17 protein-coding genes are annotated in these 14,511 nt (G+C 63.4%); 4 read left to right on the top strand and 13 right to left on the bottom strand.

What is annotated here, in order from left to right; genetic code table 11:
* Positions 1–3: 3 nt before the first annotated feature.
* The 4 genes from B0G82_RS27320 to B0G82_RS27335 all read right to left on the bottom strand — a co-directional run bounded on the left by B0G82_RS27320 (position 4) and on the right by B0G82_RS27335 (position 3,015).
* Positions 4–705: an ATP-binding cassette domain-containing protein gene (locus B0G82_RS27320; protein WP_121309658.1), complete on the bottom strand. Its 702-nt coding sequence runs from the start codon at positions 703–705 to the stop codon at positions 4–6.
* 1 nt (position 706) lies between these two features.
* Entirely contained in the window at positions 707–1,381 is a 675-nt protein-coding gene (gene modB / locus B0G82_RS27325; RefSeq protein ID WP_121309659.1) for a molybdate ABC transporter permease subunit, read from the bottom strand.
* 21 nt (positions 1,382–1,402) lie between these two features.
* Complete coding sequence (modA, locus tag B0G82_RS27330) at positions 1,403–2,176, bottom strand: molybdate ABC transporter substrate-binding protein (protein WP_121309660.1); 774 nt, start codon at positions 2,174–2,176, stop codon at positions 1,403–1,405.
* Positions 2,177–2,313: 137 nt separating this feature from the next.
* On the bottom strand, positions 2,314–3,015 hold the full coding sequence (locus B0G82_RS27335; RefSeq protein WP_121309661.1) for a phosphatase PAP2 family protein: 702 nt from the start codon (positions 3,013–3,015) through the stop codon (positions 2,314–2,316).
* Positions 3,016–3,435: 420 nt separating this feature from the next.
* Between B0G82_RS27335 and B0G82_RS27340 the strand changes: the two genes are divergently transcribed.
* Positions 3,436–4,632 carry a PHB depolymerase family esterase gene (locus B0G82_RS27340; RefSeq protein ID WP_121309662.1) on the top strand — a complete coding sequence of 399 codons (1,197 nt, stop codon included), beginning with the start codon at positions 3,436–3,438 and terminating at the stop codon, positions 4,630–4,632.
* Positions 4,633–4,739: 107 nt separating this feature from the next.
* Positions 4,740–4,916, top strand: a complete 177-nt coding sequence (locus tag B0G82_RS27345) for a DUF3563 family protein (RefSeq protein WP_095422103.1) — start codon at positions 4,740–4,742, stop codon at positions 4,914–4,916.
* A gap of 186 nt (positions 4,917–5,102) precedes the next feature.
* Here B0G82_RS27345 and B0G82_RS40660 read toward each other — a convergent pair whose 3' ends face one another.
* The 7 genes from B0G82_RS40660 to B0G82_RS27380 form a co-directional block, all read right to left on the bottom strand.
* Positions 5,103–5,213, bottom strand: a complete 111-nt coding sequence (locus B0G82_RS40660) for a hypothetical protein (RefSeq protein WP_241975017.1) — start codon at positions 5,211–5,213, stop codon at positions 5,103–5,105.
* Between the two features lie 75 nt (positions 5,214–5,288).
* Positions 5,289–6,788, bottom strand: coding sequence for a deoxyribodipyrimidine photo-lyase (locus B0G82_RS27355; protein WP_121309663.1), 1,500 nt, complete (start codon positions 6,786–6,788; stop codon positions 5,289–5,291).
* 202 nt (positions 6,789–6,990) lie between these two features.
* Positions 6,991–7,410 carry an organic hydroperoxide resistance protein gene (locus tag B0G82_RS27360; protein WP_121309664.1) on the bottom strand — a complete coding sequence of 140 codons (420 nt, stop codon included), beginning with the start codon at positions 7,408–7,410 and terminating at the stop codon, positions 6,991–6,993.
* 174 nt (positions 7,411–7,584) lie between these two features.
* The gene (locus B0G82_RS27365; RefSeq protein WP_121309665.1) at positions 7,585–8,037 is read right to left on the bottom strand and encodes a MarR family transcriptional regulator; all 453 of its coding nucleotides are present in this window, start codon (positions 8,035–8,037) and stop codon (positions 7,585–7,587) included.
* Between the two features lie 166 nt (positions 8,038–8,203).
* Positions 8,204–9,010, bottom strand: coding sequence for a BPSS1780 family membrane protein (locus B0G82_RS27370; RefSeq protein WP_106282650.1), 807 nt, complete (start codon positions 9,008–9,010; stop codon positions 8,204–8,206).
* Positions 9,001–9,996: a homoserine kinase gene (locus B0G82_RS27375; protein ID WP_121309666.1), complete on the bottom strand. Its 996-nt coding sequence runs from the start codon at positions 9,994–9,996 to the stop codon at positions 9,001–9,003. The genes B0G82_RS27370 and B0G82_RS27375 overlap by 10 nt, the downstream gene beginning before the upstream one ends.
* Before the next feature lie 224 nt (positions 9,997–10,220).
* Positions 10,221–10,616, bottom strand: a complete 396-nt coding sequence (locus B0G82_RS27380) for a hypothetical protein (protein ID WP_012428587.1) — start codon at positions 10,614–10,616, stop codon at positions 10,221–10,223.
* A 199-nt stretch (positions 10,617–10,815) separates the two neighbouring features.
* On the opposite strand from B0G82_RS27380, the gene B0G82_RS27385 reads away from it, so the two are divergent.
* Entirely contained in the window at positions 10,816–12,342 is a 1,527-nt protein-coding gene (locus tag B0G82_RS27385) for an AMP nucleosidase (RefSeq protein WP_012428586.1), read from the top strand.
* Positions 12,343–12,398: 56 nt separating this feature from the next.
* Here B0G82_RS27385 and B0G82_RS27390 read toward each other — a convergent pair whose 3' ends face one another.
* Together B0G82_RS27390 and B0G82_RS27395 are read right to left on the bottom strand one after the other, a co-directional pair.
* Positions 12,399–12,929 carry a chromate transporter gene (locus B0G82_RS27390; RefSeq protein ID WP_106282652.1) on the bottom strand — a complete coding sequence of 177 codons (531 nt, stop codon included), beginning with the start codon at positions 12,927–12,929 and terminating at the stop codon, positions 12,399–12,401.
* On the bottom strand, positions 12,926–13,495 hold the full coding sequence (locus tag B0G82_RS27395; protein ID WP_106282653.1) for a chromate transporter: 570 nt from the start codon (positions 13,493–13,495) through the stop codon (positions 12,926–12,928). Before B0G82_RS27395 ends, B0G82_RS27390 begins: the two co-directional genes overlap by 4 nt.
* 97 nt (positions 13,496–13,592) lie before the next feature.
* Between B0G82_RS27395 and B0G82_RS27400 the strand changes: the two genes are divergently transcribed.
* Positions 13,593–14,510 carry a transcriptional regulator GcvA gene (locus B0G82_RS27400; RefSeq protein WP_121309667.1) on the top strand — a complete coding sequence of 306 codons (918 nt, stop codon included), beginning with the start codon at positions 13,593–13,595 and terminating at the stop codon, positions 14,508–14,510.
* Position 14,511: the final 1 nt, after the last annotated feature.

Below are 14,511 nucleotides of genomic sequence, written 5' to 3' on the forward strand. Positions count from 1 at the left end.
GCGTCAAGGCTCGCTGCGTGCATAGCCGGCGAACGGATGATCCTCGCGCACGCGGCCGTCGCTGACCTGTACGACCTGATCGCCGAAGGCGGCGACGTCGTCGGGATCGTGCGTGATCAACACCATCGGAATATCGAGCCGCGTCTGCAGATCCGATAACTCGCGGCGCATGCGCCGACGCAAAGCGCTGTCGAGTGCCGAAAACGGTTCGTCCAGCAACAGCACCCGAGGTTGCGCGACGAGCGCTCGCGCCAGCGCCACGCGCTGCTTTTGTCCACCGGAAAGCTGCGCTGGATGATTACCCGCCACGCTCTTCAATTCCAGCGCGTCGAGCCAGTAATCGATCTGCGGATGCGTGATGCGCCTGCGCGGATTGAGCCAGCCCTGCTGCAAGCCGAAGCCGATGTTCTGCCGCACATTCAGATGCGGAAATAGCGCGTAGTCCTGAAACAGATAGGCGAGCTTGCGCGCTTGCGGTTTCAGATCGACGCCGCGCGCGCTGTCGAACAGCGCGTTGCCATGCAGCGTGATCGAGCCTTCGTCGGGACGCAGCAGGCCGGCGATCGCCTGCAACGTCAGACTCTTGCCCGCACCCGATGGTCCGAACAGTACGACGCGTTGCGAGGTGGCCTTGAAGGCGACGTCGAGCGTGAAGCGGCGCTCGGCGCTCTGGAAGGTCTTGCGGATGTCGACGGCGAGCAGCATATCAACCCGACTTCAACAGTGTGTGCTGCGGAACGAGGCGCCCCGCGAGCAACAGGATCACGACGCACGTTACCGAGGTCACGAGCACGAGGAAATTCGCGGTGCTGTCGTCGCTGGCTTGCACGGCCGAGTAAACCGCCACGGACAAAGTTTGCGTGCGGCCCGGCAGATTGCCCGCGATCATCAGCGTCGCGCCGAATTCGCCGAGCGCTCGCGCGAAAGCCAGCAGGCCGCCGGCGAGAATGCCGCGCGCGGCGAGCGGCAGCGTCACGCGAAAGAACACGGCCGTTTCGCTGATGCCGAGCGTGCGCGCGGCCCGTTCGAGTTGCGGATCGACGGCCTCGAAGGCGGCGCGCGCCGATTTCAGCACAAGCGGAAACGCCACGACCGTCGACGCGATCACCGCGCCCTGCCATGTGAACACCAACTGAATATCGAAACGCTCGAGCCAGCCGCCGATCACACCGCGCCGTCCGAGCAGGACGAGCAGGTAATAGCCGAGCACGGTGGGCGGCATGACGAGCGGCAGCATCAGCAGCGAATCGATCACGTCGCGCGCGCCGGAGCGCCAGCGCGATAAGCCGAAGCCCGCGGCGACGCCGAATACCAGGTTGAGCGCGGTGGCCCAGCCCGCCACTTTCAACGACAGCAGGAGCGGAATCCAGGCCTGTTGCATGAGCGTGCGTCGTCCCGGTAGTCAGTGCGCGGGCTTGAAACCGTACTTCGCGAGCACGGCCTGACCGGCCGGCGACAGCACGAAGTTCATGAACGCTTGCGCATCCGCCGCATGGCGGCTGCCTTCCACTTGCGCGACCGGATAGGTGATCGGCGTTTGCGTCGGCACGTTCAGCGCGACCTTGACCTTGTCCGGCATGACGGCGGCGTCGGTGCTGAACACGAAGCCGGCGTCGACTTCGCCGCGCGATACGTAGTCGAGGCTTTGACGGACGTTCGACGCCAGCACGGCCTTCGCGCTCACGGCATCCCACACGCCAGCAGCGCGCAGCGCGCCCTGCGTGTAGCGGCCGACCGGCACGGACGCCGGATCGCCGTACGCCACGCGCTTCACCTTCGCCGACGTCAGATCGTTCAGCGCGGTCGGCGCGAAATGGCTGTCGGTCGGCACGATCAGCACCAGTGAATTGGCGGCGAAGTCCTTACGCGTAGCCGGCACGATCACTTTTTCGGCGGCGGCCTTGTCCATGGCTTTTTGATCCGCGGACGCGAACACGTCGGCGGGTGCACCCTTGACGATCTGCTGCATCAGCACGTCGGAGGCGCCGAAGTTCAACAGCACCTTGGTGCCCGGATGCTGCTGCTCGAACACTTCGCTGACCGCCTTGAAGGCGTTGGTCAGGCTGGCGGCGGCAGAGACCACCAGTTCGTCGGCGCGTGCATTGGCGCTAATGGCGACGGAGACGGCGCCAGCGACGAACAGCGCTTGCTTCAGAAGGCGGCGGGAGAGTGTCATGAAGACCTGGAAGTCCGGCGTGAACCGGATCGGCGGGGTTAAAACGCTATCGTAATATATGCAAGGTTATAACGGTGACCTATGACAATTATTCAGCCCTGCGCATGAGGCGGTATGTCGAACAAACGGGAGACGATTCAGACGTCGGACGAATGCGGCGGCGCTAGCGTGTTGAGCGTTTGCGACAGCGGCGCCATGGCGGGACGGACGTCGCGCACAGCCTTCCACTTTGCGCGAATAAAGGGCCGGTCATGACCGGACACTTTCAGCGCGATGTGCGTGACCCAGCGCTGCGTCGGCACGTGCACGCCGTGCGCCAGCACCGCGAGGACCATCATGCTGACGGCGACGGGCAGCGCCGACAACCGGCCCGGCTCAGCGTGCCAGGCGAGTCGGACGAACACCAGCGCCGTTATGGCACCGGTCAGACAGCCGGTAATGGCTTCAGATGGCGAGTGGGCGCTCAGTACGACGCGCGACAAACCCACCGCGATCCCCGCCGCAAGGCCGAGCAGCACGCCGGCCAGCCGGATGATCGGTCGCGTCGGCAAGAGCATAAGAAACAGAACGACCGGATAAACGGCAGTGGACAGCATGGCGTGACCGCTGACGCCGGTGAAGTCCAGTTCGCGCACGCCGACACCCCAGCCGAGAAACGCCAGCTTCGTCACCGTCACGATGCCGATGGCCGCGCCGAGCAGCAGCAGCCAACCGGCCGCCATGCGCCACGTGTAGCCGACCGCCAGCCACAACGCGATGGCGAACGCGAGCGGCAGCGTCATGCCGGCGCTGCCGAGGCTGGTGATCGAATACCAAAGGTGGGGAGCTAAATCGGGCATGGCAAAAGGGCGACCAAGGCCGCGTAGAATCGGATTGGTGATGAGTTAACGCACGAACGGCGCAAATCGCCGACGCGGCCGGCGCGGCAAATAATTAACCGCCAGTATAGACGGGAGCTGCAGGGCGGTTGCGCTGCGCGCGAGACTTTTCTGTCGCAGGGAGTTCGCTGGCGAACAGGCGGCAAACATTCGGCTGACAAGTGGCAAACAAAGCGACAAGCGGGTGGCAGCCGGATAGCGAACGAGCCTTGCTGAGCTTTGACGCTGGCCTCGCCACAAGGTTCGCCCAGCGGAAATTGGGGTCCCGGATAGTATTCCAGGGTTCCAGCATCGCATGGGGATTGGTGTTATTGTGCATTGCACAACAAAGTACCGTTCCACCGGACGGACCCTGTCCCTTTTTGCGAGGTTTTTCTGCCAATGGCAAAAAGTCTATCGAAAATCTGGCTGCGCGGTCTCAAGCGCCTGCTCGCGATCCAGGCTGAGCACGCCCGCAAGACTACCAAGCGCACCACGACGCGACCGGCGCGACCCGCCACCAGTAAGCCGTCCACCAAAGTTCGCCCGATCAAGCCGGCCGCGATCGTGCGCGCGCCCGCCAAACGCGAGGCGCCGCGCGCCACTGCTCGTGAATCGCGGGTGCGTCCGCGCGCCTCGGCGTGGGCGAGCGGGTCGTGGACGCGCTCGTTCCACTCCGCGCCTGCCGCGCCCGGCCGGCTCGTCAATCATCTTCAGTATGGCTTGTATGTCCCGACGGGCCACGCGCTCGAGGCCATGCCGCTAGTGGTGATGCTGCACGGCTGCACGCAGTCGATCGAAGAATTCGCCGAAGGCACGCGGATGAACGTGCTGGCCGACCGCTTCGGCTTTGCCGTGGTCTACCCGGAACAGTCGAAGCACGTGCACTCGCACCGCTGCTGGCATTGGTACGACGCGGGCGAAAGCGCCGGCGGCGCCGAAGCACGCGCGGTGGTCTCGCTAGTGGATGCGCTGGTCGCCCAGCACGGGTTCGACGGCGAGCGCGTGTATGTCGCCGGAATCTCCGCTGGCGCCGGCCTGACGGCGCTGCTCGCCCTCAATCATCCGGAGCATTTCGCGGCGGTCGCGCTGCATTCCGGCCCTGCTTTTGGCGAGGCGCGTTCCGGCATTACGGCGATGGACGTCATGCGGCGCGGCGCGCGCCGCGAGCCGGCCGAACTGGCCGACGAAACCGCCGACGTGGCGCGTTACCCCGGCATGCCGGCCATCATCATCCACGGCGATGCCGACCATGTGGTCTCGCCGGTCAATGCCGACCAACTGGCAGTGCAGTTTCTGCGGCTGAACCGCATCGTCGACCAGAACGGCGCGCGCAAATCGGGCGAAGTCCGCGAAGACCGCAAGGGTGGCGTGGTCATGCGTGATTATCTGCGCGGTGGACGGCGCGTGGTCCGGCTGTGCCGCGTGCAGGGGCTTGCCCATGCCTGGAGCGGCGGCGACGACGCCGTGCCGTTTCATTCCGCCAAAGGTCCCGACGCAAGCGCGATGGTGTGGGAATTCTTCAAGCACCAGCGCCGCACGGGCGTCGGCCGTATCGCGGAAGCCGATGCCGCAGCGACCTCGGCGGCGGCGCGGTGATCTCGTTGCAACACTTCGAAATGAGTGCTGGCATGTTCCTAGGGTTTTCCCTATAATGAGGGTTATCCCTTAGGCGTTAACGCCTAAACTCATTGTCGAGGTTGACCATGTATCTGCTTAGCCGCCTGTTTCTGTTTCTTACCAAATCGCCCGATCAACTCGCGAAAGAACGCGCTGACGCTTTCCTCGCTGAAGCAACGGATTTGTACGATCTGGAATTCCGTATGCGTAAGCTGGACCGTGAGGCGAACGTTCGCCAACCGTCGTGGATGACCCAGCACTAAGTTGCGTCAGTTAAAGCATCGGCGTGGATGCAACGCCGGTGTTCGGGGGTGAGGCGCCCAAGCTGTCGCAAATCGTTGCAAGCGCTCAGACAGCCGGATTCAATTGCCACAACGCGTGATTCAACACCGCGGCGAACGCCACCCAAGCCACACCCAAGCCACATAAGGCATCAATAGTCCGCCTGCCTAGCGGTGTCGTCGCCAGAATGCAAATGTCAGCGCGACAATCAATATCAGCACCATCAGAATATCGGCCAGCGCCCCGTCCGGCCGATGCAGCGCGAAGAGTAGCCGCATCAAGGCTGCGTTAAACAGCAACTGCACCAGCCATAAAACGATCGCTGCGCTCAGGCCGCCGACGTAAGCGTGTGCTCACTTGCCGAAACGCGCCAGCGTGCGCGCCCGCGCTTCGGCATGGTCGACGATCGGCGCCGGGTAGTCCTTGCCCAATGTCACGCCGAACTCCGCGAGCTTTTCGCTGCCCGCCAGCCACGGCGCATGAATCCACTTCGACGGCAGCTTCGCGAGCTGGGGCAGATACCGCTTAATAAAGCGTCCTTCGGCGTCGAATTTTTCAGACTGCGTGATCGGATTGAGGATCCGGAAGTAAGGCTGTGCGTCGCATCCGGTCGACGCCGCCCATTGCCAGCCGCCGTTATTTGCCGAGAAATCGAAGTCGTTCAACTGTTCGGCAAAGTACCGCTCGCCGAGCCGCCAGTCCACGCCGAGATCCTTGACCAGAAAACTTGCTGTCACCATCCTCAGGCGGTTGTGCATATAGCCGGTGCGGTTCAGCTGCAGCATCGCCGCGTCGACGAGCGGGTAGCCGGTGCGGCCGTCGCACCATGCGGCGAACGCCTCGTCGGCTTCCGGGCCTTGCTCCCAGCGCAGCCGGTCATACTCTTCCTTGAACGACGCGCCGCTCGCGAGCCGTGGATGATGCGTCAGGATCATGAAGTAGAAATCTCGCCAGATCAGTTCCGACAGCCACGTCGCCGAACCTTCCCCGTCGGGTTGCAGCGACATCTCGTGGGCAAGGCGCGCGAGCGTGCGGATCGAGACCGTGCCGAAGCGCAGATGCATCGACAGATAGCTCGGGCCTTTGGCAGCGGGAAAGTCGCGCCGGTCCTTGTAGCTGTCGATGCGCGTCGCGAAATCGTCGAGCAGGCGCTGCGCGCCGCTCATGCCAGTGGGCAGATCCAGTTCAGCGAGGTTGCTCGGCGCAAAGCCGAGCTGATCTAGCGTCGGCAAACGGCGATTGAGCTTTGACGGCACTGCCGCCAGATGTTTCTCGTACGTTTCCACCGGATACGGCTTCAGATCGAAAGCCGTCAACTGCTTGAGCCACGCGTTCTTGTAGGGCGTGAACACCGTGAACGGCTTGTTCTGACCAGTGAGTACCTCGTCACGCTCGAAAATCACCTGATCCTTGAAACTCAGCCATTGGCGTCCGGCTCCGGTAAGCGTCTCGCGGACCGTCTCGTCGCGCGCGATCGCGACCGGTTCGTAATCGTGATTCGCGAAAACCGCGTCCACGCGGAGTTCGCCGGCGAGCTTCGGCACCAGGTGTGTGGGGTCGCCGTACAGCACGATCAGGCCGCCGCCCTTGGCACGTAATGCTTCGTCCAGTTCGCCCACCGCGGCGAGAATCGACTCGACGCGGCGATCCTGGGGCTGCGTGTCCGGATGACGAGCCTGCCAGGCGTCGATCAGCGGCTGCAGGATCGTCGTATCGAACACGAATGCGCACCACACGCGCTGGCAATATTTGAGGGCGTAATAGAGCGCGGCGTTGTCCGTGCTGCGCAGATCGCGGCGAAACCAGACCAGGCCGGTGTCGAAAGAGTCGTTCAAGCGTCGGACGCGTGTCATCTGGAGCGTGGATAGTGAAAATAAGGTGAATGGCGGCGCTCTTGCCGGTTGCGCTGTGGACCTGCGTTGCACATTGCATGCCGCGTCCGCGAACGGCACAGCGCCCGCCCCTATTGTGCAGGGTGCGGGCGCTGTTCGTGACGAGCTGCGCAGTTTTCCGCGCCGCTCGAGCGATTCTCTATCGATGCATCGAATCTGTCGCTTAGGCGATTTGCAAGCGGACGTCGACGTTGTTGCGAGTGGCGTTCGAGTACGGGCAGACCTGATGCGCCGCGTCGACCAGTTCCTTCGCCGCGCCGGCGTCCAGACCCGGCAGCGAGACGCGCAGGTCGATGTCGAGTGCGAAGCCGCCCTTGTCGTTCGGGCCGATGCCGATTTCCGCCGTGACTTGCGTGTCAGCAGGCAGAGTCTGCTTCTTCTGTCCGGCGACGAACTTCATGGCGCTCAGGAAACACGCCGAGTAGCCTGCAGCAAAGAGCTGTTCCGGATTCGTGCCCGCTGCGCCCGTGCCGCCCAATTCACGCGGTGCTGCCAGCTTCACGTCCAATGCATTGTCCGACGACACTGCACGGCCGTCGCGGCCACCGGTGCTCGTTGCGCTTGCTTTGTAGAGGATATTCATGGTGCTGCTCCTTTGTCTGGGTTGTCAGGATCTGCCAATTTGCCGCTCTTTGCTGAGCCCGCCGTTCTGGCGGAGCGCTGTCGCAGCGGCATGTGATTAAGATAGTACACAAATCATTTGTGTGCAAATGAAGTTTCACATCGCAGCGATAGCGCGCGTTTTGCAGCGAACCGGCTAGTGGTCCATGTAATCGTTGAGGGTGGAGCGCAGGCGAGTCAGATCGTCGCGCAAACGCAGCAGAAATTCGGGCGTCTGCTGGGTCGCGCAGAAGATTTCCGCGGGCACTTCGCGCGCCTGGCGCTTGAGTGCCGAGCCGGCTTTGGTGAGCCGGATATACACGAGACGCTCATCCTCGACACCGCGTACCCGCTCCAGCAGTCCTTGTGTTTCGAGGCGTTTAAGCAGCGGCGTGACCGTCGCCGAATCGAGGTTCAGACGCGCGGCCATGTCCTTGACCGTGACGTCGTCGCTCTCCCACAGCACCAGCATGGCCAGATATTGCGGATATGTGAGGCCCAGTTTGTCCAGCAGCGGCTTGTATGCCTTGGTCATGGCAAGCGAGGTGGAGTAGAGGGCGAAGCAGAGTTGCTCGTCGAGCGTGAAGGGCAAAGCGGGGCGCTGGGTCATGATGCATCTCGTATAAAAAGAGCGTGCAAATGGATTGCACGCAAACCATTGTGCCGCAAATCGACGCAGGTTGACGAGTGCAGTTTGGAGATGCAGGGAACGGCGAAGGCAGGCGCCGCCGCGAGCGCGGCGCGGGCGCCGGAGCAGCGCCCGCGTCAGAACGGAATCAGGCCGCCGGCGTGGTCGGCAAGTCCGGTGCTTCGGGCGTTTGCACGCCGAAGCAGCCGCGATAGGTCGCGTAGAACGAGCAGTACAGCATGGTCGTGACGATCATGGTAGCGGGCATCAGGATGGCGAACGCGAAGTCGCCTGCGCCCAGCGCCTGCATCAGCGCGGACAAGCCGAGCGACACCGTCATCGCCACCGCGAACCACAGCGCGCCGAACACGATAAACGCGCCGCGGTTGCGCCAGCAACTGACGAGACTGAAGAACATCGCCTTGACGGGCGGCACGTCATGCCATGCGGCGAGAATGGGCGAGAACCAGAAAATCATCGCCATTGGAATGTAGACCACGAAAGCCGTGATCACCGCCAGCGGGATATTGCTGTTGGCGATCGCGTCCTGATCCATCGTGGCGGCGCCGAGCATGACCTTCAGCAGCATGCCGCCGTCTGCGAGCGCTGAGGCGGCCAGCACCAATGCCATCGCGACGACGTAGAGCACGCCGAGCACCAGCAGCCGTTTTGCGACCACCGGGCCGTACGAGTGAAAACCGTCCACCAGAATGGTCGGGAACACCGGTTTGCCGGCGATCGTGTTGCGGCACGCCGCCATGAAGCCGACCGCGACGCCCGGAATGAAGGCCAGCGGCAACACGCCGCCGACCACCGGAATCTGCGCCACGAGCGTCATCACCAGCAGATAGGTGAAGAACAGCGTCAGGAACGCGAGCGGGTTCTTGCGGAACAGCCAGATACCCTGCCGGAACCACACATAGCCGGCTTTCGCGGGGACTTCGATCAGTTGCATGAGGTATGAATGCCTGGAAGTGCAACGCCGGTCAGGCGTTCGCGCAGAATGCGCTCGAAATGGCCGGGGTCGTGCGGTTTGAGCAATTCGGCCGCGCGCGGCAAATAAAAATCATACAGGCGCGAGACCCAGAAACGGTACGCGCCCGATCGCAGCATGTCGCCCCAATGGCGGTTTTCTTCGGCGGTGAAGGGGCGCACGGTCTGGTAGGCGCGCAGCATGGCTTCGGTGCGCGCGTCGTCGAGCTTGCCGGTGGCGAGGTCGACGCACCAGTCGTTGACCGTCACCGCCACGTCGAACAGCCATTTGTCGCAGCCGGCGAAATAGAAGTCGAAGAAACCGCCGAGGCGCACTTCGTGGCCCGTCTCCGGCGCGGCGTGCGCGAACATGGCGTTGTCGCGGAACAGGTCGGCGTGGCACGGGCCTTCAGGCAGCGCGGCGTAGTCGGCCGAGGCGAAGAAGGCTTCCTGATGCGCCAGTTCGGACGACAGCAGATCGCGTTGCTCGCCTTCCAGAAACGGCAGGATGGTCGGCACGGTTTCCTGCCACCACGGCAGGCTGCGCAGATTCGGCTGATACCCCGTGTAGTCGCGTCCCGCCAGGTGCATGCGCGCCAGCATTTGCCCGACTTCGATGCAGTGCTCGACGCCCGGCGCCAGTTCCGGCGTGCCTTCGAGCTTGGTCACGATGGCTGCGGGCTTGCCATGCAAGGTGCCGAACAGCGCGCCGTCTTCGCGCGGCATGGGGTCCGGCACCGGTACGCGGTGCGCGGCCAGATGCCGCATGAGGTCGAGATAGAACGGCAACTGTTCGGCCGTCAGCTTTTCGAAAATCGTGAGGACGTATTCGCCGCGCGTCGTCGTCAGGAAGAAGTTGCTGTTCTCAATACCGGAGGAAATGCCGCGAAATTCGACGACGTCGCCGAGATCGTAATGGCTCATCCATTCTGCAAGTTGGGGTTCGGTGACAGCGGTGAAGACAGCCATGCGGGAAACGTCGGATCAGGTTGGTCGGGCTGGCGCGATTTGGCCAGTGCGATGTGCGGCAAATGCGGTATCGGAAAGCGTTCTTGCGGCGCCGTGAAGCGCGGCGGTATTTTCAATGCCTTACCGCCAAGGTGGCCGGCCGGGCGGTCTGAGGCTCGGGACGGCGCCTTGCGGGCGCGTGGATCCGGGCGGCGGCCCACACCGGGGCGCCGCCCCGGCATGCGTCAATAGGTCAGGTGCACCGACGGCAAACGCGTGCTTGCGCGGCCGTTGTCGCGCACGGAGGGCGACGTGTCGAGGGGCGCGCTCATTTGATAGCGCGTGCCGAGGTTCGAATGCACGTTGATTTCGACAGGCTTGCCTTTGTCGCGATACTCGGTGATTTCGGTGCCGTTGGCGCTGCGTTCGTAGAAGCTCGGCGTGCGCGGGACGTTGATTTCGACCTTCGAACTGACCTCGGCAGCCGGACGATTGATCTTCTCCAGGTCGGGCAGACCGGCCCGTTCGTTGGCGGACTGAGGCACGCCGGGAGCAGGTGTATCGTCGACAGGCTGGGCAGCCATCGCGGCGTTGCCAAAGGCGAAGGCCAGTGCAACGGCGACGGGAAGGAGCGGCTTCATGGTGATTCTCCAATATGGTGCCCCGATTCTAGCAAATCCCACCTGGTCCTCGGGCGCGACCGCCTTATTTTGCGCCGCTTTCGCGCGGCGTGCGCGCAAACTTGCGGGCGCTGCCGCAACGTGTGTTGCAGCACCGTCAGGTGATTTGGCGAGCAACGGTTCCGTGGTAATGTCGCCTCATCATTAGAGGCGAATGAAGATGAACAACGATACCAATCAACGCGCGGTGCAGACTCCCGCCAACAGCTTCCCAACCGAATCCTTCGACGACGCGACCGAGGCCGTCACCCGCCTCTCGGCGATCTACGAAGCGAACACTTCGTTCCTGCGCGACGCCTTCGCGCGCTATCGCCGCAACGAGTTGTTCGAACGCCGGGTGCGCGCCTGCTATCCGTTCGTGCGGGTGTGCACCGAGGTCAACACGCATATCGACTCGCGCCGTTCATATGGTTTCGTCGCGGGTCCGGGCGTGTTCGAGACGACCGTCACGCGGCCCGATCTGTTCGGCAACTACTATCGCGAGCAATTGCGCCTGCTGGCGAAGAATCATCACGTGCAGATCGAAGTCGGCGTGTCGGACCAGCCGATTCCAATTCATTTCGCTTTCGCCGAGGGTATCCATCTCGAAGGCGATCTGGACCGCGAGCGCCTGTTCCTGATGCGCGACGTGTTCGACACGCCGGACCTGGCGCTGCTCGACGACCGCATCGTCAACGGCACGTATGAACCGCTGCCGGGCGAGCCGCATCCGCTTGCGCTGTTCACGGCGGCGCGGGTCGATTTCTCGCTGCATCGGCTGAAGCACTATACGGCGACCTCGCCCACGCACTGCCAGAACTACGTGCTGTACACGAACTACCAGTTCTATATCGACGAGTTCGTCAAACTCGGCCGCACGATGATGGCCCATACCGACGACGAAGAACTGCGCGCCTATCGCAGCGAATACACGTCGTTTGTCGAGCCGGGCGACGTGGTCACGTACAACGCGAATCTCGGCGAGCAGGAGCAGGAAGGCACGGCGCCGCCGCGTTTGCCGCAGATGCCCGCGTATCACCTGAAGCGCGCCGACGGCAGCGGCATCACGATGATCAACATCGGCGTCGGACCGTCGAACGCGAAGACCATCACCGATCACATCGCCGTGCTGCGTCCGCATGCGTGGATCATGCTCGGTCACTGCGCGGGACTGCGCAACACGCAGCGTCTCGGCGACTATGTGCTGGCGCACGGCTATGTGCGCGAGGACCACGTGCTCGACGACGACTTGCCGCTGTGGGTGCCGATTCCGGCGCTCGCCGAAGTGCAGGTGGCGCTGGAGCGCGCGGTCGCGCAGGTCACGCAGCTGGACGGCGTCGAACTGAAGCGCGTGATGCGCACGGGCACGGTGGCGAGTGTGGACAACCGCAACTGGGAGTTGCGCGATCATCGCGAGCCGGTGCAGCGGCTCTCGCAAAGCCGGGCGGTTGCGCTCGATATGGAGAGCGCGACGATTGCCGCTAACGGGTTCCGCTTCCGCGTGCCTTACGGCACCTTGCTGTGCGTGTCGGATAAGCCCTTGCATGGCGAATTGAAGCTGCCCGGAATGGCGGATCAGTTTTATCGCGCACAGGTCGATCAGCATCTGCAGATCGGCGTGAAGGCGATGGAGCTATTGCGGATGAACGGGCTGCATCGTTTGCATAGCCGCAAGTTGCGCAGCTTTGCGGAAGTGGCGTTTCAGTGAGCGTTTTTGGCGAGCAAGGGCGAGGGCCGCTGCGGCTCGCTCCTGCTCGATCAAAATCAGAACTGCCCGAAGCCGGTTAAGCCGATTAGACTGCCGGCCGCGAGAAGCCACAGCGGATGGATGCGCGTGGTCATCGCCATGACGGCGGTGAACGCCGTAATCGCCCAGGCAATAGCGGTTGGATTCGACGCTTCGGCAATCAGCGCAGCGCTCGCCGCGATGATGCCGGCAGTCACCGGCACCAGTCCCAACTGCGCATAGCGCCGCCACGGGCGGTCCTTGAAGCGCTCCCACGCATGCATCGCGAGGATCGTCACCAGCGACGACGGCCCGAACTTCGCCACCGACGTCACCAGCATGCCGGCCCAACCGGCCACATGCCAACCGATTAGCGTGACGATCATCAGATTCGGCCCCGGCGCCGCCTGCGCGAGCGCGAACAGCGCGCTGAATTCGCTGGCCGGCATCCAGTGATGCACATCCACCACTTGCCGCTGCATCTCCGGAAGAATCGTATTGCCGCCGCCGAACGCGAGCAGCGAAAGCTGACTGAAAATAACGGCGAGGGAAATGAGCGTGTCGTTCATCGTGCGCTTCTCGACGCGATGTAGATGCTGAGCGGCGTCAGCACCAGCATGGTGGGCAGAAGCGGCAGCCGCATGATCGCAATTGCAATGAAGCCGAGTGCCGCGATGAGCGCGGCCATTGGGCTACGCCGCAGCGGCAGCACGATTTTCAGGGCCATCGAGATCAACAGGCCAGCCGCGGCGGCCGCCAGACCGGCAAACAGATGACGAACGTGCGGGTCGTTTTGCGTGTGTTCGTACAGCACGCCGAGGCCGATCACCACCAGCGACGGTCCCGCGATCAGTCCAAGCAGACCGGCCAGCGCGCCCGGCACGCCGCGAAAGCGCATGCCCATCGCCACCGAAAGGTTGATCACATTGCCGCCCGGCAAAAACTGGCAGAGGCCCAGCAAGTCGGCGAATTCGTCGGCGCTCAGCCAGCGGCGTTGCTCGACCAGTGCGCGCCGCGCCAGCGGCAGTGCGCCGCCGAACGAGATCAGCCCGAGGCCGAGAAAGCCGCCGAAGATTTCCCGCAAGGTGGGCGTAGGTGCAAGCGCGGGCTCGGACGAGGTCAGATCGTGGTCCATATCGGTTAGCTTCCAGTTCAAGCTCAGGAGGTTAGCGCCGAACCAGCCTCGGGCAAAACGATTTTTGAGCACCGCTTTGTGATCTAGAATCACAAGCATGGCCCGTAATCTTCCTCCGTTTCCCGCATTGCGCGCATTCGAAGCTGCCGCGCGGCATGAGAGCTTCACCGCGGCAGCGAACGAATTGCATGTGACGCACGGTGCAATCAGCCGGCAAGTCGCGGCTTTCGAAACATGGCTCGGCGTGCAGGTGTTTCAGCGTCGCGGCAAGCGCGTGCGCTTGACCGACGACGGACGCCGCTACCTGTCCACCGTCCAGGCTGCATTCGACAGCATCGCGCACGCCACGGATCAATTGCGCGACACCGGCGTCGTCCATGTGCTGCGCGTGAATGCGTTGCCTACCTTCGCGATGAAATGGCTGCTGCCGCGGCTGCATCAGTTCCAGCGTAAGGTGCCGAACGTAGAGTTGCGACTGGCAACCTCGAATGCGCTGGTCGAGACGCTGGACGCTTTCGACGTTGCCGTGCGGCGTGGCCCCGCGCATTGGCCCAATTGCGTGAGCAGCCATTTTCTCGGCGAGACCGAGATCCCGGTGTGCAGCCCCGCGTTGCTGCAACGCTCGCCGATCAAGATTGCCGACGATCTCGCGCGGCACGTGCTGCTGCATTCCGACACGCGGCCGGATGCCTGGCGCAACTGGTTAGCAGCGGCTGGCGTGACGGCGAAATGCCGCAAAAAACAGTCGTTCGATCACTTCTATCTGGCCTTGCAGGCTGCGGTGGACGGCCTCGGCGTGGCGCTCGGCCCAGTGCCCATGCTGGCGGATGAGCTAACTTCGGGACGGCTCGTGATGCCGCTGGCGGGTCCGCGTATCGATGCGCGCGGCTACTGGTGGGTGGCGAGGCGCGAGGTCGCGGATGCGCCGCTCGTGAGCCAGTCCTGCGAATGGCTGCAAGCGCAAGGCGATCAGTTCGATCAAATGGAAACGGGCAGCCTTGAGGCTGCCCGTTAGG

Origin of the sequence: Paraburkholderia sp. BL17N1 (assembly GCF_003634175.1) — a bacterium.
Classification (GTDB): domain Bacteria; phylum Pseudomonadota; class Gammaproteobacteria; order Burkholderiales; family Burkholderiaceae; genus Paraburkholderia.